This window comes from Rhodococcus sp. NPDC060176 (assembly GCF_042728675.1).
Lineage (GTDB): Bacteria > Actinomycetota > Actinomycetes > Mycobacteriales > Mycobacteriaceae > Rhodococcus_F.
In genome coordinates this window covers 159,030-177,729 of the sequence record NZ_JBHWYS010000009.1, presented here as the reverse complement: position 1 = coordinate 177,729, position 18,700 = coordinate 159,030, and the positions used below count along the sequence as shown (strand labels likewise).

At 61.1% G+C, this 18,700-nt stretch carries 19 protein-coding genes, 1 tRNA gene and 1 pseudogene; 13 read left to right on the top strand and 8 right to left on the bottom strand.

Going from position 1 to position 18,700, the window contains the following annotated elements; genetic code table 11:
* Positions 1–5: 5 nt before the first annotated feature.
* The 3 genes and pseudogenes from ACFWEM_RS29425 to ACFWEM_RS29415 all read right to left on the bottom strand — a co-directional run bounded on the left by ACFWEM_RS29425 (position 6) and on the right by ACFWEM_RS29415 (position 2,722).
* Complete coding sequence (locus ACFWEM_RS29425; protein WP_378539250.1) at positions 6–779, bottom strand: hypothetical protein; 774 nt, start codon at positions 777–779, stop codon at positions 6–8.
* Between the two features lie 58 nt (positions 780–837).
* Positions 838–1,032 (bottom strand): annotated as a pseudogene (locus ACFWEM_RS29420) (hypothetical protein); the annotation flags it as partial.
* A 112-nt stretch (positions 1,033–1,144) separates the two neighbouring features.
* Positions 1,145–2,722 (bottom strand): FMN-binding glutamate synthase family protein, encoded by a 1,578-nt coding sequence (locus tag ACFWEM_RS29415; RefSeq protein WP_378539335.1) that lies wholly within the window; start codon positions 2,720–2,722, stop codon positions 1,145–1,147.
* A gap of 92 nt (positions 2,723–2,814) precedes the next feature.
* Here ACFWEM_RS29415 and ACFWEM_RS29410 point away from each other — a divergent pair, with 92 nt between their 5' ends.
* Both ACFWEM_RS29410 and ychF read left to right on the top strand, forming a co-directional pair.
* The gene (locus ACFWEM_RS29410) at positions 2,815–3,366 is read left to right on the top strand and encodes a CD225/dispanin family protein (RefSeq protein WP_378539248.1); all 552 of its coding nucleotides are present in this window, start codon (positions 2,815–2,817) and stop codon (positions 3,364–3,366) included.
* Between the two features lie 70 nt (positions 3,367–3,436).
* Positions 3,437–4,516, top strand: coding sequence for a redox-regulated ATPase YchF (gene ychF, locus ACFWEM_RS29405; RefSeq protein WP_030536245.1), 1,080 nt, complete (start codon positions 3,437–3,439; stop codon positions 4,514–4,516).
* Between the two features lie 85 nt (positions 4,517–4,601).
* Here the strand turns inward: ychF and ACFWEM_RS29400 are convergent, their stop codons facing one another.
* Positions 4,602–5,573 carry a pseudouridine synthase gene (locus ACFWEM_RS29400; protein WP_378539247.1) on the bottom strand — a complete coding sequence of 324 codons (972 nt, stop codon included), beginning with the start codon at positions 5,571–5,573 and terminating at the stop codon, positions 4,602–4,604.
* Positions 5,574–5,760: 187 nt separating this feature from the next.
* On the opposite strand from ACFWEM_RS29400, the gene ACFWEM_RS29395 reads away from it, so the two are divergent.
* Positions 5,761–5,833, top strand: a tRNA-His gene (locus ACFWEM_RS29395).
* Positions 5,834–6,133: 300 nt separating this feature from the next.
* Here the strand turns inward: ACFWEM_RS29395 and ACFWEM_RS29390 are convergent.
* Both ACFWEM_RS29390 and ACFWEM_RS29385 read right to left on the bottom strand, forming a co-directional pair.
* On the bottom strand, positions 6,134–7,198 hold the full coding sequence (locus tag ACFWEM_RS29390; RefSeq protein ID WP_378539245.1) for a glycerophosphodiester phosphodiesterase family protein: 1,065 nt from the start codon (positions 7,196–7,198) through the stop codon (positions 6,134–6,136).
* A 95-nt stretch (positions 7,199–7,293) separates the two neighbouring features.
* Positions 7,294–8,163, bottom strand: a complete 870-nt coding sequence (locus ACFWEM_RS29385) for a PE-PPE domain-containing protein (protein ID WP_378539244.1) — start codon at positions 8,161–8,163, stop codon at positions 7,294–7,296.
* 107 nt (positions 8,164–8,270) lie between these two features.
* On the opposite strand from ACFWEM_RS29385, the gene ACFWEM_RS29380 reads away from it, so the two are divergent.
* The 7 genes from ACFWEM_RS29380 (at position 8,271) to ACFWEM_RS29350 (ending at position 12,944) form a co-directional block, all read left to right on the top strand.
* Positions 8,271–9,236: an L-lactate dehydrogenase gene (locus ACFWEM_RS29380; protein WP_378539241.1), complete on the top strand. Its 966-nt coding sequence runs from the start codon at positions 8,271–8,273 to the stop codon at positions 9,234–9,236.
* Positions 9,237–9,276: 40 nt separating this feature from the next.
* The gene (locus tag ACFWEM_RS29375) at positions 9,277–9,663 is read left to right on the top strand and encodes a phage holin family protein (protein ID WP_003945275.1); all 387 of its coding nucleotides are present in this window, start codon (positions 9,277–9,279) and stop codon (positions 9,661–9,663) included.
* Complete coding sequence (locus ACFWEM_RS29370; protein ID WP_378539240.1) at positions 9,660–10,025, top strand: VOC family protein; 366 nt, start codon at positions 9,660–9,662, stop codon at positions 10,023–10,025. Before ACFWEM_RS29375 ends, ACFWEM_RS29370 begins: the two co-directional genes overlap by 4 nt.
* A 75-nt stretch (positions 10,026–10,100) precedes the next feature.
* Entirely contained in the window at positions 10,101–10,595 is a 495-nt protein-coding gene (locus ACFWEM_RS29365) for an SRPBCC family protein (protein ID WP_378539239.1), read from the top strand.
* A 32-nt stretch (positions 10,596–10,627) separates the two neighbouring features.
* A complete protein-coding gene (locus ACFWEM_RS29360; RefSeq protein ID WP_378539238.1) occupies positions 10,628–11,956 on the top strand; it encodes a WS/DGAT domain-containing protein in 1,329 nt (442 codons plus the stop codon).
* Between the two features lie 20 nt (positions 11,957–11,976).
* On the top strand, positions 11,977–12,540 hold the full coding sequence (locus ACFWEM_RS29355; RefSeq protein ID WP_378539237.1) for a mismatch-specific DNA-glycosylase: 564 nt from the start codon (positions 11,977–11,979) through the stop codon (positions 12,538–12,540).
* Positions 12,541–12,593: 53 nt separating this feature from the next.
* A complete protein-coding gene (locus ACFWEM_RS29350) occupies positions 12,594–12,944 on the top strand; it encodes a hypothetical protein (RefSeq protein WP_378539236.1) in 351 nt (116 codons plus the stop codon).
* Positions 12,945–13,005: 61 nt separating this feature from the next.
* On the opposite strand, the gene ACFWEM_RS29345 is transcribed toward ACFWEM_RS29350, so the two are convergent.
* Both ACFWEM_RS29345 and ACFWEM_RS29340 read right to left on the bottom strand, forming a co-directional pair.
* Complete coding sequence (locus tag ACFWEM_RS29345; protein ID WP_378539235.1) at positions 13,006–14,703, bottom strand: fumarate hydratase; 1,698 nt, start codon at positions 14,701–14,703, stop codon at positions 13,006–13,008.
* A gap of 114 nt (positions 14,704–14,817) precedes the next feature.
* Positions 14,818–15,939, bottom strand: a complete 1,122-nt coding sequence (locus ACFWEM_RS29340) for a winged helix DNA-binding domain-containing protein (protein WP_378539234.1) — start codon at positions 15,937–15,939, stop codon at positions 14,818–14,820.
* Positions 15,940–16,210: 271 nt separating this feature from the next.
* Between ACFWEM_RS29340 and ACFWEM_RS29335 the strand changes: the two genes are divergently transcribed.
* From ACFWEM_RS29335 to ACFWEM_RS29325, 3 genes are all read left to right on the top strand, one after another.
* On the top strand, positions 16,211–16,342 hold the full coding sequence (locus tag ACFWEM_RS29335; RefSeq protein ID WP_285236466.1) for a hypothetical protein: 132 nt from the start codon (positions 16,211–16,213) through the stop codon (positions 16,340–16,342).
* A 332-nt stretch (positions 16,343–16,674) separates the two neighbouring features.
* Entirely contained in the window at positions 16,675–17,679 is a 1,005-nt protein-coding gene (locus ACFWEM_RS29330; protein ID WP_378539233.1) for an alpha/beta hydrolase, read from the top strand.
* Positions 17,676–18,662 (top strand): alpha/beta hydrolase, encoded by a 987-nt coding sequence (locus tag ACFWEM_RS29325; RefSeq protein WP_378539232.1) that lies wholly within the window; start codon positions 17,676–17,678, stop codon positions 18,660–18,662. The genes ACFWEM_RS29330 and ACFWEM_RS29325 overlap by 4 nt, the downstream gene beginning before the upstream one ends.
* Positions 18,663–18,700 lie beyond the last annotated feature (38 nt).

Below are 18,700 nucleotides of genomic sequence, written 5' to 3'. Positions count from 1 at the left end.
TTAGTTCAGTGGCCTGCCCGTCCCGCTGCTGACACAGACGCGGCGAACTTGCGCGCCGCCGCCTCATTCCGAGAGTGGGCTTCAACAAAGATTAATTTACCGTCACTCAACTCCACGGTCAAGAAGATCTTGTTGGTTTTCTTCTTTGCCATAGCGCCGATAATGGTGCCAACCCCTGGAAGTATCGCTGTACCGACTGCCATCCTCGTTGCAGTAGTTCGGCGTTGCGTACCGCCTACCTCCACAAAAGCCGTGGCACCTGCAACTGCATACCTTTGCCCTTGATGCACTAGAACTTTTTGGAATAGCTGAACCCCACCGAACTCAGTGATTGGTTGTGGAGGTTTCACGCTGCCAACTGTTACCGTTTTTGCAGCAGGTCGACTTGCTGGCCTTTTGGGTGCATCACCGGCGACAGCTGGTGGCGCTACTGGTGAGGCGGATTGCACGGCAGCATTAATCGCGTCGACAAGTTCCCGAATCGGTTCATCACCTGATATGTAGTTGAAGTCAGCTTGGCTGTCCTTGTCATAGCCGACTCGTCCACGTAACAAGAGTCGCATTTCGGCGGGTTTCGTGGTTGTGGCTTCACGCCACGAAATTCCCTCGATTGATCCTACCTGGACCGTCCATGGGGATGCTTGGCGTTTCTTTTTGGGGAGGCTGCGACCGCGATGTTCAAACGTGACCGTTTCCGATCTTGGGTCGTAGGTGACCGTCGATTGGGTGCCTATGTATGCCCTGTTCATGGTGATGTTCATATCAGATGATTCAGTCATCAGAGGTCGCTCAGTATGAAAGCTTGTCGCATGCATACCTCTATTGGAACTTGTGCAACCACACGGCACTGATGTGTTCACTGCGGACAATCGCGATCATGTACCAGGCGCCCGCGCCGACCAGTCCGAGAACGAGAAAGACGACGCGCGCAGTCGTGGAAATGGGTGTTTTGTCGATGACACCGACAGGTGGCAGGTCAGGATCGGTTTTCAGGTACTCGACATTTGGTTCCGGCGCAGTCGTCAAGCTCATCGTCGAACTCCGTCCACTAGTGCACGTGTGGCCGCCGTCACAGCGGACCATCTGTCACTGTAGGACCAGAAGGGCGAATCCGCGCGATCTGAGGCGCGGGAGTCGACCGGCGTCAGAATCGGTGAGCGTCGGCGTCGATCCAATCGGTGAGCCAGCTCTGCGGCGGGGACTCGAGCAGTTCTCCCGGCATCAGCCAGTCGAACAGGTCGGCATAGGTTCGGGTGGTGAGACCGTCGACGCGGCGGTTGAGCATTCCCGGTTGCAGTTGGTCGAAGGAATCGATGCCCATCGACGCGATCATCTGTTGAGCGCTGGCGACAGTTGCCTTCTGGAAGCGGTAGACGCGCTCGCTCTTGTCGGGGATGTCGAGTGCGCGGGTGCGTGCCGGATCCTGAGTGGCAACGCCGACCGGGCAGCGGTTGGTGTGGCACATCTGGGCCTGAATGCAGCCCACTGCGAACATCATTGCGCGAGCCGCCATCGTGAAGTCTGCGCCCTGGATGATGCGTTTGACGATGTCGGAACCGCTCGCCACCTTTCCGGAGGCGCCGACTTTCACGAGGGGGCGCAGACCAGTTCCCACCAAGGCGTTGTGCACCAGCATCAGGCCCTCGGTCAACGGCATGCCCATGTGGTCCTCGAACTCCACCGGACCTGCGCCGGTGCCGCCCTCGGAACCGTCGACGATGATGAAGTCGGGCGTGATGCCGCGCTCGATCATCGCTTTGCAGATGCCGAGGAATTCACGACGCGAGCCGACACACAGTTTCATCCCGACCGGCTTGCCTCCCGACAGTTTTCGCAGGGTCGCGATGAAATCGACCAGTTCGACCGGGGTGTTGAACGCGGTGTGCGAGGGTGGTGAGATCACGGTCTGGCCGACGGGTACCCCTCGGGTTTCGGCGATTTCGGGGGAGACCTTGACTCCGGGAAGCACGCCACCCAAGCCGGGTTTGGCACCTTGTGAGAGCTTGACCGAAATTGCTTTCACTTGATCGGAGCCGGCGCGCTCGGCAAAACGGTCAGGATCGAATCGGCCGTCCTCGGTTCGGCATCCGAAGTATCCCGAGGCGATTTCCCAGATCAGATCGCCACCGTGTTTGCGGTGATACGGACTGATCGCGCCCTCTCCGGTGTCGTGGGCGAAGCCGCCTTTCGCGGCGCCGGCATTGAGGGCCTCGATTGCGTTGGCGGACAACGATCCAAAGCTCATCGCGGAGACGTTCAGGAGAGCGATGTCGTACGGCTTCGTGCAATCGCGTCCGCCGAGGCGAACTCGCGGAACCGTGTCGGGGGCAGTCCGTGCTCGAATCGAATGCGTCATGAACTCATAGCCGATCGCATTGACGTCACGCTCGGTTCCGAAGGGCTCTTCCGCCAGTGTCCCCTTGGCGCGCTCGTAAACCAGATCTCGCGTTTCCCGATCGAATGGCATTCCGTCGGTGGATGATTCGACGAAGTATTGTTGGATCTCCGGTCGAATCTTCTCGAGCAGGAATCGCGCGTGCCCCAAGACCGGATAGTTACGGAGGATGCTGTGGGACCTCTGAGTGAGGTCGTAGGTGCCCATGGCCGCCAGCGCGAGAGTGACGACAGCGATCACCCACCATCCGGGCGAGACGAAAATTGCGAGGGCGGCAGAGCCGAGACCCACCATCCATATCAAGAGCACGATCAGCATCCGAGTCACCTCGAGAGCGTAGGCGCTCACTGTGACACGGCAGCGGTAAGTCTCCACTAGGTTCTGCGTTAGAGAACCGAATCCGACACTTTGGGGGAATGATGACCGAACCGCAATATCCGACCGACCCGCAGGATCCGAAGGAGCAGCAATATCCGTCGGGCCAGCAGTATTCAGCCGGGCAGCAATATTCAGCAGGCCAGGAGTATTCAGCAGGCCAGGAGTATTCAGCAGGCCAGGAGTATTCAGCAGGCCAGGAGTATCCGGGCCAGCAGTACCCGACCGACCCGCAGTACTCAGCCGGACAGCAGTATCCGACCGGTCAGCAGTACAGCGCGGCCCAGCAGTACGGCGCTGCTCCCACGTACGCGGCGCCGCAGTACGGTCCGCCGAAGTCCAACGCCGGGTGGGCTGTCGCGTCGATTCTTTTCTTCTGGCCTATCGCGTTCGCCGCGTTCAACCACCTTCACGACATCTACCCGAAGTGGGCGATGGGCGATCACCAGGGCGCGCAGTACGCATCCGAGCGGGTGAAGAAGCTCGGGCAGATCTCGCTCCTGATAGCCGTCATCTGCTGGGTGCTGTTCATCGCGTTTTACGTGATCTTCCTGGTTGCGATCGTGTCGTCCGTGGACTCGTATACCTACAACTGATCACCTGCGGCGACGTGACGGTGGGGCGAGTACCCGTCACGTCGCTGCGAGGCCGTAGAATCCACAGACCGTGAGCCTTACCCTCGGAATCGTCGGACTGCCCAACGTCGGCAAGTCCACCCTTTTCAATGCACTGACCAACAACGACGTGTTGGCAGCGAACTACCCGTTCGCGACCATCGAACCCAACGTCGGCCTGGTCGAGCTGCCCGATCCGCGGCTGCAGAAGCTCGCCGAGATCTTCGGCTCCGAGCGCATCCTCCCCGCGACCGTGTCGTTCGTCGACATCGCCGGAATCGTCAAGGGTGCATCCGAGGGCGCAGGCCTGGGTAACAAGTTCCTGGCCAACATCCGTGAAGCTGACGCCATCTGCCAGGTAGTGCGCGTCTTCGCCGACGACGACGTCATCCACGTCGACGGCAAGGTCGACCCGGCCTCGGACATCGAGGTCATCGAGACCGAGCTCGTGATCGCCGACATGCAGACTCTCGAGAAGGCTCTCCCGCGTCTGGACAAGGAAGCTCGCAAGAACAAGGAGCTCAAGCCGGCCCACGACGAGGCACTCAAGGCTCAGGCCTTCCTCAACGAGGGCACGACGCTCTTCAGCGTCAAAGACAAGCTCGACTTCTCCCTGTTGCGTGAGCTGAGCCTGCTCACCACCAAGCCCTTCCTCTACGTCTTCAACGCCGACGAGTCGGTGCTCACCGACGAGGCGAAGGTCGCGGAACTGCGCGCTTCCGTCGCCCCGGCCGACGCCGTGTTCCTCGACGCGAAGGTCGAGCAGGAACTCCTCGAGCTGGACGAGGAAGATCGCCAGGAAATGCTCGACTCGATCGGTCAGACCGAGCCCGGCCTGCACGCCCTCGCGCGCACCGGCTTCCACACCCTCGGGCTGCAGACCTACCTGACGGCTGGTCCGAAGGAAGCTCGCGCCTGGACCATCCACAAGGGTGACACCGCGCCCCAGGCTGCGGGCGTCATTCACACCGACTTCGAGCGTGGCTTCATCAAGGCTGAAATCGTGTCCTTCGACGACCTCGTCGAGGCGGGTTCCATGGCCGCGGCCAAGGCTGCCGGCAAGGTTCGCATGGAGGGCAAGGAATACGTCATGGCCGACGGCGATGTGGTGGAGTTCCGCTTCAACGTCTAATTCCGCCGTACAGCCGCAGGGCGATTGTGCAGCCGCAGCGATAACTATCCTCGCGGCTGCACAATCGCCCTGCGGCTTCTGGTCCTCACCCCACTGGCATCTCGCTGAGCGTCCGACGAGTGACAAACCGCCGCGCTCTCCCCGTCAACGGGTCGGTGAATTCGAGTTCCCTCGCGAGCAATTGGAGTGGGAGGGAATGATCGTCCGGTGCGTCGGGCAGCAGGTCGGGGTATCTCCGGTCGCCCAGAATCCCGGCGCCGAGAGCCGCCAAATGCACCCGCAACTGGTGCATCCGTCCGGAGCGCGGACGTAGAACCGTGTGCAGCACAGTACGTCCAGACGCGCTCACGCCCGTCCCTCGCGCCTCGATCATGGTCTCGGAGTTAGGTTCACGGCTGTCGTCGACGAAAACCCGCAACTCGCCGCGCCGAGCTTCGATGTGGTTGCGATAGACGAGGGGACCGTCGGATTCGGCGAACCCCGATGCATCCTGGCCCCACCGGGGCGGTCGCGCCGACACCGCCTCGTAGACCTTCGTGACCTGACGCCTCTCGAACAAAGACTGGTACGCGCCGCGCGTCGCGGGGCGAGCCGAGAACATCACCACGCCCGCGGTGCCGCGGTCGAGCCGATGGATCGGGGTCAGATCGGGGTTGTCGAGGCGGACCCGCAGGCGGACGAGCGCCGACTCGCGCAGGTAGCGCCCGCTGGGGGTGGTCGGGAGAAAATGTGGTTTGTCGATGACGACGAGGTCGTCGTCGACGTGCAGGATTTCCTCGTGGAACGGCACCGGGTCCTCTGCTGGCAACTCTCGGTAGTACCAGACGAACCGGTGCGCGCTGAGTTCTGTGCTCCGGCGGATCGAGGTGCCGTCGATATCCACGAACTCGCCGTCCTCGAACCGCCGATACAGGTTTTCGGCGTCCAGATGGTCGAACTTGGCCACGACGTACTCAGCGATTGTCGCCCACGGCCCAGAGGGCGGGATGCGTAGGCGCGTCGGGCCTACCCCGTTCTTGACGGGCAGCGGTGGGGACATGGACACGCAGGTCATCATCCCATCGACAGCTGGTCAGCGGTGATGCGGCGTGGCCTCTACGGAGACGTCCCCGCGGGGACGCGGAACCGAACTCGCAGCGGTGGTCGGCCTAGATCGTCGAGTCGAAAATCAGTAGCGCGGACGACTGGCGGGTCCGTATGGTTCGGCAGAGAAAGATCGCAGTCGAAAAGCGCTGCGGTCCATACCTTCTGTAGCTCAATTGGTGAGAGCACCCGACTGTGACTCGGGCGACGGCGGATCGTAACCGCCCAGAGGGACTCAGTTCAGATACGGCTGAGGTGAGGCCTCTAGGCGCAGAGACCGGCAGCCCTTTGCCTGCAGAGTTGTCGAACGAGCCTCAGTCGGTATTCCCTGAATCGCCGAACAGCATTCCAGTCACCCGCCATTTCCGCGTCGGCAAGTAGGTATTCGCAGTTGTCCAACTGATCTTTCAAAGACATCATCAGAGTTCACCTCCGATCACCCGAGCAAGTACCTGTCCAGGATGCGGCCGACGGGACCCCGGGGACATCGGCCGTAGTACCTGTTCAGGTACCTGCTTCGGCGCGCGGTGGAGGCTACTTCTTGACCGCAGGCGCAGGTAGCGGCATACCGCGCTCTGCCAGAACGGCTCGGAGACGGTCGGGGTAATCGGTGATGATTCCGTCGACACCGAGGTCGATCAGGGCGTGCATGGTGGCGGGATCATCGACGGTCCACGGGATGACCTTCACGCCACGCGCATGTGCGCTCGCGATCATGTCGGCTGTCGGATAGAGGGTGAAACCGGGATCCCCGACCTTTCCACCCTGCGGAGTTCCTTGGACAGGGGAGTAGGCGGAGGCACCGAAGGTTGCTACCGCCGCGATGCCGTCGCCACCGAAATCATCGATGTCCAGGCCGCCGAGCCACGGTGACGCTCCGTCCTTGCCTACCTGGAGAAAGTCGCCGTTGGTGAGCGCAACAACGGGGAGATTCGGTGCGAGTTGACGGGCGAGCATGAGTGAGCCCCAGTCGAAGCTCTGAATGGTGACGCTGTCCAACAATCCGGCTGCCCGGATCGTGTCGAGAACAACAGAGACGAACTGCTCACGCGGGGCGGTCTCGTGAGGTGCTCCCGCTTCCACCTTGGTCTCGATGTTGAGCTTGATTCCGGGTGCGTTGTACGACTTCACCTGGGCGAGCACTTCTTCGAGCGTCTGCATTTTCGCTCCCGGAACATTCTGCTGCTCAGGGTATCCGGCAAGGGGGAGAGTGCCGCAGTCCATGGTCTTGATCTGCTGCAGGCTCAGCGTGTTGACGAATTTGCCGACGTACGGGAACTCCGGGTCGCCGGTAGTGACCGGCTCGGTGTCGAGGCATTTCTTGTTCGAGATCTTCCGATCGTGTGTGACGACAGCGATCCCGTCCTCGGTGATCTGGGTATCGAGTTCCAGTGTGCCGACGCCCATTTCGAGGGCATTGGCGAACGCAGCCAGGCTGCTCTCCGTGTACAGGCCGAGTCCGCCGCGGTGGGCTTGGACGTCGAACGTCGAAACCGGCTGGGGCGCTGAACTACCGAACGAACCGGACCAGTCGAGACTGCCGGTTGGCGATGCGGAGGCCGGGGTCGCCAGCGCGGCGAGGGGGAGTGCGACGGTCATGGCGGCACACGACAATATTCTGCTCAGTTGCACGAAAGGAACGTAGAGGCGTCGAATGGCTCACCGGGGTTCGTTAGGTAAACTAACGGTAAAGGTCAGGCCGCGTGAATGCGCTGCCCGACGCCGCTCGCTTGGACCTTCATCCACGACGCCAGAAGCTCACACCCGGTCAGTCCACTGGCGTCGAGAGGTTCGATCGCGTAGCTGATGTGTCTACCGCCGCGAGGGTTCTTCAGCTGAAAGCGGTTCAGGTTCAACTTCGTCGGCAGATAGCCGAGTACTTCGAGGAACGCGGTGCGAATGCGTCGTAGATCGGTACGCCACTGCTTGGGGCTGAAACGAGTCTTCTGCGCGTTCTGGAAGGCGTTGCTACGAAGGAGTTCCCACACCTTGCGTACCCACACCCGCGCCTGCGAGAAGGACATCCAGCGTGTCAAGTCTGCGATGTCGCGAATGTAGCTGTCGTCGCTGGCATTACAGATCATGTCCTGCGGGTGCCCGATCCACTTGACCGGAATCCACGGCTGGACTTCGGGTCCGTCGCCGGCAACTCCGTGTCCCTCACAACCTTCGATGACGCCGGCCGGTTGTTGTGGATCGGAGATCAGTCCGACTCCGATGATGTTGGCGCCGTTCAGCGTCGGAGAAGTCGTCGGAAAAGTCAATGTCGGAAGAGCCGAGCGGATCACGGTGCATCCCTGTGAGTATCCGATCAGCATCACGGGGCCGTCTGTCTGCGCGATTTCGGCGGTGAGGGCTTTCACACCCATCGCGGTGCTGTGCCGAAAGCTCAGGCCGCCGTCGGCGACCGGACCGTACGAAGCAGGATAAGCGACCCAGCGAGAATCGAATCGACTGTCGAGTTCGTCGGTGACGGCGCTGAGGAGTCCGAGCACGCGGGCGCTGTCGTCGCCGACGTGGGATTCGCCGGTGCCGCCAACTGCAAGAACGGTTACCTCAGCCATGTCAGCGATCATCCACGTCGATTCTGAGAGGTCTGCATCCAAACGCTGAGAAGATACTGGCAATCCGTTGTGCTGCGAAATCGTTATAGAGCGAGCACCATTTACCCATGACGACGCCGAATCGTTCATCCAGACGAAAAGTGTCCGTGGTCGGTGCGGGAAGCGTCGGCACCGCAATTGCGTATGCGTGCCTGATACGCGGATCGGCCGACGCGCTCGCCCTCTACGACACCAACAGTGCAAAGGTCCGGGCCGAAGTTCTCGATCTCAACCACGGCACCCAGTTCACACCGCCGTGCACTGTCGAGGGAGGCGATGACATCTCGGTCACCGCGGGATCCGACTTGGTCGTCGTCACTGCGGGCGCCAAACAGCATCCCGGTCAGTCGCGTCTCGAACTTGCCGCGGTGAACGTCAAGATCGCGCAGACACTGACCGAACAACTGTTGGCGGTGTCGCCGGACGCGGTTCTTCTCTTCGTCACCAACCCGGTCGACGTGGCGACCTACGCAGCGATCCAGGCCGCGGGACCGTCGTACGGCGGCCGAATCTTCGGATCGGGAACGGTGCTGGACACGGCCCGATTGCGATTCCTGATGGCCACCGAACTCGGAGTCGCGGTCGAGAACGTCCACGCCTTCATCGTCGGCGAGCACGGGGACTCCGAGATTCCGCTCTGGTCGAGCGCGACCATCGGTGGAGTGCCGGCAACCTCTTTCGTGGGACCGTCGGGCGGCACTCTCGGCCCCGACCTACGGGCGAATGTCGCGAAGTCGGTGGTCGAGAGTGCTTACGAGATCATCGAAGGGAAAGGTGCCACCAACCTCGCCATCGGATTGTCGAGCGCGTTCATCGTGGAAGTCGTGTTGCGGGACGAACAACGGGTGCTGCCGGTATCGACTTTGCAGACCGGCGTCCACGGACTCGAGCACGTTTGCCTGTCACTGCCCACGATGGTCGGTCGCGAAGGTGCCGGTCGAGTCCTCGAAGTACCGCTTTCAGAAAAGGAGGCTTCGGGGCTCCGATCTTCCGCCCTTACATTGCAAGAGGTGCAGCAATCTCTGGGATTGTGAATATCTGTTGTCCTCGATATCCGACATATAGGATCAAAAAATGATCAGCTTCCTGATTCGCGCCGCGATCTTCCTGGGTTCTGCCGCTGTCGGGCTTCTTGTTGCGTCGTTGATTCTTTCGGGCTTCTCGGCGCCTACATCCGGATTCATCGTTGCCGTCGTGATCTTTGCGATTGCGCAGTCGGTCCTGGCACCGTTCATCGCGACGGTGGCAAAGCGACATGCACCGGCATTTCTCGGCGGAATCGGATTGGTGTCGACATTCGTCGCTCTGTTGGTGGCGTCGCTCTTCTCCAATCTGTCGATCTCCGGTGTCTCGACGTGGATTCTGGGAACCGTCGTCGTGTGGCTGGTAACCGCAGTTGCGACGCTGGTTCTTCCGTTGTTGTTCGTGCGTAAGAAAGTTCAGGAGAAAAAGGCACAGTGACGCGCCCGAACATCGGTATGGACTACACAGTCCTGGACTGCCCGGATCCGGCTGCATTGGCCAACTTCTACGTCCAGGTCCTCGAGTGGAAAAGTGTTCGCGACGAGGATGATTGGCACGTGATCGAAGGACCCGGCGGGGAGCGACTCGCGTTTCAGCTCGCTCCGGATTTTGTTCCGGTGAACTGGCCGACGTCCGGCGTCGGGATCCATCTGGATTTGCTCGTGGATTCTCTCGACCCCGCGGAGGCTTGGGTGATTGGCCTTGGTGCGCAGCGGGTGACCGACATTCCGGAGCATCAGACTTTCCGCGTCTACCGCGACCCGGTCGGTCACTATTTCTGCCTGTGCCTGCGGGACTGAGTGTCGACTCGCTCCGATCTCGTCGACCGTGGATAATTCCGAACACTTGTCACGCCCGAGAATTGGAGATCGACGATGGCTTCGCAGAATTCCGACGAATTCCTGGTAGAACGTACGACGATCGTCAAGGCAGAAGCTTCGGTCGTCTTTGCATTGATCAACGATTTCCATCAGTGGACTCAGTGGTCGCCGTGGGAAGGTCTCGACCCGGCGATGCAGCGCACGTACGCGGGTCCTGACGCGGGCGTCGGGGCTTCGTATGCCTGGGCCGGAAACAAGAAGGCGGGCTCCGGTTCGATGGTGATCACCGAATCCGTCCCGAACGAACGCGTAGTTTTGGACCTGGCCTTCCTCAAACCGTTCAAGGCGCAGAACGTCACCACCTTTCTCATCTCTCCCAATGCCGGCGTCTCTCCGAATGCCGGTGAAGTTCAGGTGACGTGGAAGATGACCGGAAAGAAGAATCTGTTCTTCAAGATCTTCGGTTTCATCTTCAGCATGGACAAGCTTGTCGGTAAGGATTTCGAGAAGGGCCTGTCCCAGCTGAAAGCTGCTGCAGAAAAGAGCTGACAAGCCGGTGGTACCGTCTCCCGGTGTTACGGATGACGCCCACCGACGCCCAAACCTTCTGGATTTCGGAGAAGATCCCCAACGATCAGCTGCTGCTCTACTGCTTCGACGGGCAGAGCCAGTCCATGGACGAGCTACGACGCTCGGTGGTGGAAAGAGCGTCGCTCATCCCGGATCTCAATGTTCGGATACGCGAATCACCGTGGCACCTCGACTATCCGCTCTGGGAGCCAATGCCGGTCGATGCCTCGTTGGTGAGAGTGCGTGAGCTGCCCGAAAACTCGTGGCTCTCGTGCATTCACAGCACCGAGAAGCTACTCGAAAACCACGTCGACCCACGCGAGTCGCCGTGGACGCTGCACCTGTTTCACGGCGTCACCGGGGCGCCGCGTTGTAGCGGCCCGGCGCTGATCGCAGTTCTGCAGGTCGCTCATTCCTTGGCCGACGGCAAACGGGCGACGGCGATTGCTCGCCAGTTGTTGTCGCCGCAACCGCCCGCAAAGCAGAAGACGGACGAGCGACGCAGTGGATCAGCCGAGATTCTGGGCCGCGCCGCCCTGCGCCTGCCGGGTCAACTCGTTTCACTGTTCCGCGACGGCCGAGCGGGGCACAAAGCGCAGTTGCAACTGCAGGCGGATACCGAATCGGGAGTTGTTGCGCCGCAAGCGGCAAGCCGTCCCAAGGTGCGCTCCAACATCCCTCCCGGACCTCACCGGCTGGTCCGCATGGTCGTGCGGGACAGCGCAGATTTCCGCGGCGACGGCGTGTCCGTCACAGTCGGAGCGATGACCGCGATCTCGGTGGCGATGGCGAACTACCTCACCGAACGAGACGGCTCGGTACCGCCCGAATTGGGAGCTGAGGTGACCATCGCCAAGGCCGGTACACCCACGGCGCGCAACCACTTCCGCAATGCAGGTGTCGGACTGTTCCCGGATGTCGACGACCTCCGTGAGCGAGCCCAACGGATCAAGGAGTCGATGGACGAGCGTCGTGCACGTGCGTCCCATCCATCCAGCGCAGCTTCGGATCTCGCGCTGAACGCAGTTCCCGGACCGCTCGTCCGTTGGGGCGTGCAGCAATACGATTTCACGGCAGTGCCCGACGAGGTCACCGGAAACACCGTCGTGTCGAGCGTCGCGCGCGGTGATGCGGATCTGGTGCTCGGCGGCGGCGTCGTTCGGTTCACAGCGGGCTTCCCGAGTTTGTCGCCGGTCATGTCGTTGACCCACGGCGTACACGGAATCGGGGACACGGTGACGATCAGCATCACCAGCAGTCCGGCCTCGATTCCGGACATCGATGTGTACGAGCAGATGATGCACGACGCGATCGACGAGGTGCGCGAAGCACTGTCGTGACGGCCTGATGTACTGGCTGCATGGGATTCACGCGCGCCGAACTGGAATCGTTCCGAGACGCCGAGATCGAGGATCTGATCGGGCCGGATTGTCGGCTGTTGTTCGTCGGTATCAATCCGGGACTGTGGACGGCGGCGACCGGCGCGCATTTCGCCAGGCCGGGCAATCGGTTTTATCCGGCGCTGCTGCGGGCAGGCATCATCGAGCGTGCGATCGATCCTTCCGCGGGTATGTCGGACGCTGATACGCAGCACCTGATCGATCGGGGAGTGGGCATTACCAATTTGGCGGTACGCGCGACGGCCAGAGCAGACGAGTTGACGGCGGAGGAACTTGCTGCCGGGGGACTGCGGGTGCGGGAGGTTGTGCGTGCGACAAAACCGAAAGTGGTTGCCTTTGCCGGAATCACCGCCTATCGAACTGCTTTCGGTGACAAACGAGCCAAGGCGGGGCGGCAGGATCAGGCTTTCGAGGGGGCAGCACTGTGGATTGTGCCCAATCCCAGCGGTCTGAATGCACACGAGACTGTGGAGACCCTGGCCGCCAAATACCGTTCTGCTGCAGCTGAAGCCGGAATTGTCTGACAAGAACTCTCAGTTCCGTTCGCCTGGAACGAAGTACGGGATAGAGTGGCCGTATGTCTGTTCTTTACAACATCTTTGTAGTGATTCATCTACTCGGTATGGCTGCCCTGGTCGGTAGCTACTTCACCGTCCTCAAGGCTCCTTCGATCACCGAGGTCATGGTGTGGGGTGCCAGGATGCAGTTCGTGTCCGGCCTGATCATCGTCGGGTTGGGCGAAGGCGCCCTGGACAAGAACTACATTCACGCGAAGGTCGCTGTGAAACTTGTACTTTCACTGGTCATCGTGGCGCTTGCCGAGATCACCCGGGCGAAGCAGAACAAGTCTCAACCCAATCCGAATCTGGTACACGTCGTCGGCGGGTTGTCGATCGTGACCGTTTTCGTGGCTGCGCTCTGGACCTGACCAAACACGAAGAAGAGCCCCGGCGATCGAAACCCGCCGGGGCTCTTTGCTGTTGACGTGTCTACAGACCTGGACGCTTGCCGATCGTCAGGGTCACTTCACCGGTGTGCGCAAAGAAGTCGTTGCCCTTGTCGTCGACGACGATGAAGGCGGGGAAGTCCTCGACGTCGATCTTCCAGACGGCTTCCATACCCAGTTCGGCGTACTCGAGGATGTCGACCTTCTTGATGCAGTCGAGGGCCAGACGAGCCGCGGGTCCACCGATCGACCCGAGGTAGAAACCGCCGTGCGAGTTGCAGGCGTCGGTGACCTGCTTGGAACGGTTTCCCTTGGCCAGCATGATCATCGAGCCACCGGCGGCCTGGAACTGCTCGACGTACGAGTCCATACGGCCGGCCGTGGTCGGGCCGAACGAACCGGACGCCATGCCGTCGGGCGTCTTGGCGGGGCCGGCGTAGTACACCGGGTGATCCTTGAGGTACTGCGGCATCTCTTCACCTGCGTCGAGACGCTCTTTGATCTTGGCGTGCGCGATGTCGCGTGCCACGACGAGCGGACCGGTCAAGGAGAGACGAGTCTTCACCGGGTGCTTGGAGAGCTCGGCGAGGATCTCCGACATCGGCCTGGTCAGATCGATCTTGACCGCAGCACCCTTGCCGGTACCCGAAATGCCATCTGTCTCTTCGTCGAGCTGAGAGTCCGTGACCTCGGGCAAGAAACGGCCCGGGTTGAATTCGAGCTGTTCCAGGAACACGCCCTCCGGGGTGATCTTGGCCTTCGCCTGTCGATCTGCCGAGCAGGACACCGCAATGGCGACGGGCAACGAAGCGCCGTGGCGGGGGAGTCGGACGACGCGGACGTCGTGGCAGAAGTACTTGCCGCCGAATTGTGCGCCGATACCGATCTTCTGCGTGAGCTCGAAGACCTTCTTCTCGAGCTCGTGATCGCGGAAGCCGCGACCCGTGATGGCGCCTTCGGTGGGCAATTCGTCGAGGTAGTGCGCCGACGCGTACTTCGCCGTCTTCATCGCGAACTCGGCCGAGGTACCGCCGACGACGATTGCAAGGTGGTACGGCGGGCAGGCTGCGGTGCCGAGTGAGCGGATCTTTGCCTCGAGGAACTGCATCATCGAGTCGGGGTTCAGGATCGCTTTGGTTTCCTGGTACAGGTAGGACTTGTTGGCGCTTCCGCCGCCCTTGGCCATGAAGAGGAACTTGTACGAGTTCTCGTGTCCGGCAGCAGTATCGGCGTACAGCTCGATCTGCGCGGGCAGGTTGTTGCCCGTGTTCTTCTCGTCCCACATCGTGATGGGCGCGTTCTGCGAGTAGCGCAGGTTCAGGCGCGTGTAGGCGTCGTAGACACCGCGGGCAATGGCCTTCTCGTCGTCGCCGGGGGTGAGCACGTGCTGCCCGCGCTTGCCCATGACGATGGCGGTTCCGGTGTCCTGGCACATCGGCAGAACACCGGCAGCGGCGATGTTGGCGTTCTTGAGAAGATCGAGCGCTACGAACTTGTCGTTGTTCGACGCTTCGGGATCGTCGAGGATGCTCGCCAGCTGCGTCAGGTGATCCGTGCGCAGGTAGTGAGAGATGTCGTGCAGCGCCGTTTCGGTCAGCAGACGCATCGCCTCCGGCTCGACCTGCAGGAAGGTACGGCCGTCCGGCCCCTCGACTGTCGACACCCCTTCGGTGGTGAGCAATCGGTACTCGGTGGTGTCATCACCGATCGGCAACAGGTCCTCATAGAGGAAGTCGGCCATCATCTCTCCTGAACAAGGGTGCGTGCGAAGGTCGCATTCAGGTTATCGTTGGGGGTTTCCTTCTCCGAATCGGGGCGGGTGTGAGCTGGAATTATCCGGATGCCACTGGCTCGATCAAGATACTTCGACCAGTTCGGAGAGCCCGACGCCGCGAAATTCGGCAAGTAATTCGGCTTGCTCGGTGACTGCTGCGCGGGCTGATCGTGACCACGTTTCCCACGGGGTGATCGCGACCTTCAGCTTCTTTCCGGACGCTCGTGGTCGCCACAGTCCGGTGATCTTGCCGCCGACCATCACCGTGCCCGGTCGCCCGAGGGTCGGCCATACCGTCTTCTGTGCGGCCGGATCGGGAACCAGGGTCTCCCGATCCTTGAGCTGTACATACGGATCGAAAGGCCCGAGTAGGCGCGTACTCGAATCGGAGGGGGAGCCGAGCAAGTCTTCGCGGTCCTGTTCGAGAATCCACCGCTTCTCGCCGTTCACCTCGATCTCCTCGGCATCGGTGGGCCAGTGGGCTTTGACGTCCTTGACCGGAGCATCGAGAAACGACGCGACGTGAACAGGAGTCGCGGGGCCGTAGAACCGCAGATAACCCCGGATCACGTCGAAGCGGGGATCGGCGTCAGAACCCGAGGCGGTGTACGGGCGTCGACGCCAACCCGGAATGCGTTCGAGCACTGGGGGAGATGTGCCCGGCTGCAGCTCGAGGCCTGCCTGAAGCGCCGCGAGGCGGAACGGCATCTCGTACAGATGAGTGGCGTTGCACGGTCGGCAGAATCGCAAATAGGGCTCGGTCACTCGCGTGGTCAATTGCGCGGACATCTCGCCCTTGACGGTTGGTTTCGAGACGATGTCCCGCATCGCAGTAGCAACTGTTTGCAGGGCAGTCAGCGTCGCGATGCCGGCGGCCTTCAGCGGCCGGTTGGCGTCGTAAATGCGTTTGGCTGCATCGGCTTCACTGAACGGCGACGTGGCGACGGCGACGGCAGGCAGGTCGCGACGACGGTAATAGTGGGGAGCTCCGCGCAACGTCCAGGCAAGAGCGAGGTCAGTGGCGTCGACGCGTATGCCGCGGATCCTCAGTGCCCACGCGGCGCCGTCAGGTCCGGTGTTCTGAATCCCGAGGTTGAGAATGTCGCAATCGTTGTGATCGGCGTCACCGGAATGTGGCCTGTCGAGTTGATGACGGTGCCACCGGAAATTAGCTACCTGCGTGAGGGACGCTGCGCTAGACATGATTTCAATTTACTGGTGGGTAACCGCATGATTTGGGGTGGTTGATCGATGCGGCGGCAGAATCGGTCAAATTCGACCGATTGGCCGGAATTTTTTCAGTAGCAGACCTTATTAGTCGAAATAATCACCCCATTGTCAGAATCCTTTGCCAACTGGTCGTTCGTATGATTACTGTTACCCACGTCACGGATACATTACAGATGTGACGCAGCTGTCACAGCACTGTCGGGTGCTTTTGGCGGCTGACCTCTGACTTCTCTAGGAGATTCACATGGGTTCACTGATGTCGATCGTCGAACTTGCACTCAAGGGCATTGGCTCGCTCGGTGCCGGCGACCAGTTGTTCGAAACCTTCATCGGTTCGGTTCAGACGAACACGGGCAGCCTCAAGCCGCTCCTCTGATCCCGCCCGCCGGAATCGGACTGATCGACCACAATCTTCCGCTCGGGTTACCGAGACCTAAACAACTGTAGGAGTTTTCATGGGATCCTTCGAAATCGTCGGGAACGTCATCACGGCCGTCAACAACGTCGGCACCGCATTCTTCAATTCGCTGACCACGCTCAGCGGCGGCACGGTTACGCCCAAGTAAGCGTCGTCTGACGAGAAAGGCTCACGCACTCGGTGCGTGAGCCTTTCCGCGTCGACGGGATCGAGTTTTTCCGATCACGTCGGGTTTGCCTGTTTCAGGCGGTAGCGTTCGAAAAGTTCCGCTGCCGAAGAGAGTGACCCCGATGATCGAGACTCGTGCTTTGCGAACGGTTTTCCGCGTCTTCGTGGCGTTGGCCACGGCAGTATGTGGGCTCCAGCTCCTCACGGCACCGGGTCACGCTCAGTCGGTGGACAGCAGGCTGGTCGACATCTCGGTGTACTCACCGTCGATGGGGCGCGACATTCCGTTGCAGGTCTTGCGGCCGGCTGATACCTCCACGCCCGCTCCGACGCTCTACCTACTCAATGGAGTAGACGGAGGAAAAGACGACGCGACGTGGTCGGTGCGGACCGATGCGCCGAAGTTCTTCGCGGACAAACATGTCAACGTGGTGACACCTCTCGGTGGGGCGTTCAGCTACTACACCGATTGGGAGCGGCCGGACCCCGGCCTCGCGAAGTCCGGAAACAACAACGGGGTCAACATGTGGACCACGTTCCTGACGGAAGAACTACCGCCGGTGATCGATTCGACGTTCGGGACGACCGGCGAGAACGCACTGGCCGGGTTGTCGATGGCGGGCACGTCGGTACTGGACCTGGCGATGTCAGCACCCGCGTTGTACAACAGCGTCGGGTCCTTCAGTGGGTGTGCGATGACGAGTCCCGGGATCGGTCAGGATTTCGTGAAACTCGTGGTCGCAGTGGGTGGCGGTAACGCGGAGAACATGTGGGGTCCGTACGATGGTCCGGGTTGGCCGGCTCACGATCCGGTTGTCAACGCGGACAAGCTACCTCGCATTCCGATGTACATCACCACCGCAACGGGGATTCCCGGTCCGTACGACACACTTGCCGATCCACGGATCGACAACGACGTCACAGATTTGGCTTTGCAGCTCGTTCTCGGTGGCGGAATCGAGGCAGCAACTCACTACTGCACTACCCAGCTTGCGGACAAGACGAACGCATTGGGTATGAACAACATTCGCTACAACTTCAAGCCGGCAGGAACGCATTCATGGGGATACTGGGAAGACGACTTACACGACTCGTGGCCGATGATCGCCGCGTCGCTCGGCGTGTGAGTTCCCGTCGAGCGAGCCTTCGAAGCGTTGTTCTCGTCGTCGCGCTCGCCCTGACTTCACTACTGGCGCTGCCGTCGACCGCACTCGCCGACGAGTCCCCGAAAATAACGAGCGTCACTGAACTGTCCTCGCGCTTGGTTCTTCTCGATGTTCTCAGTGCCGCCATGGGGCGTACCATGCAGGTCGAAGTACTGCTTCCGGCCGACCGCTCGGAACCGCGCGGGACGCTGTATCTCCTGGACGGCAATTCCGGGCAGATCGAAGAGAACAACTGGTTGGCCCCCGCTAACGGCGATATCGTCCCGTTCTTTGCCGACAAGAACGTGAACGTCGTACTCCCCATCGGCGGCACCGGCACCATGTACACCGACTGGCAGGAAGATCACCCGAAATTCGGTCGTCTGAAGTGGGAGACCTTTCTGACAGAAGAGCTTCCCTCACTGATCGACGCGAGGTTCGCGACCAACGGGCACAATGCAATCGGCGGGATTTCGATGGGCGCAGAAGCCGCGCTGATCCTGGCCCAACGCTCGGCCGGGTTGTACGACGCGGTCGCCGGCTACAGCGGCTGCTACACAACCGTCGGAGGATTCGGCAAGGCGTTGACCGATCTTGTGGTCATCAACGGAAATGCCCGCTCGGAGCAGATGTGGGGTCCGGCCGGTAGTGACGCTTGGCAAGAGCACGACATCTTCGCCAATGCCGACAAGCTCCGCGGAACCAAGGTGTACCTTGCGTCGGGATCGGGACTGCCAGGCCCGCACGAATCCCTCGACACTCCTGCCCTGGGTCGTGTGCTGGTCGTAGGCGGGGTCATGGAACTGGGATCGAACCTGTGCACCGACCAGATCACGCAGGTGCTGCGCGATCGTGGAGTCGATGTCACCCGCAGCGCTCAACCGGTGGGAACGCACGGTTGGCCGTACTGGCGCGACGAACTCGTTCGTTCCTGGCCGATGCTCGAATCTGCGTTGTCACCTTGAGCAGTTTCTGGCGATGAGTTTTCGTTTCGGGTCGGGTC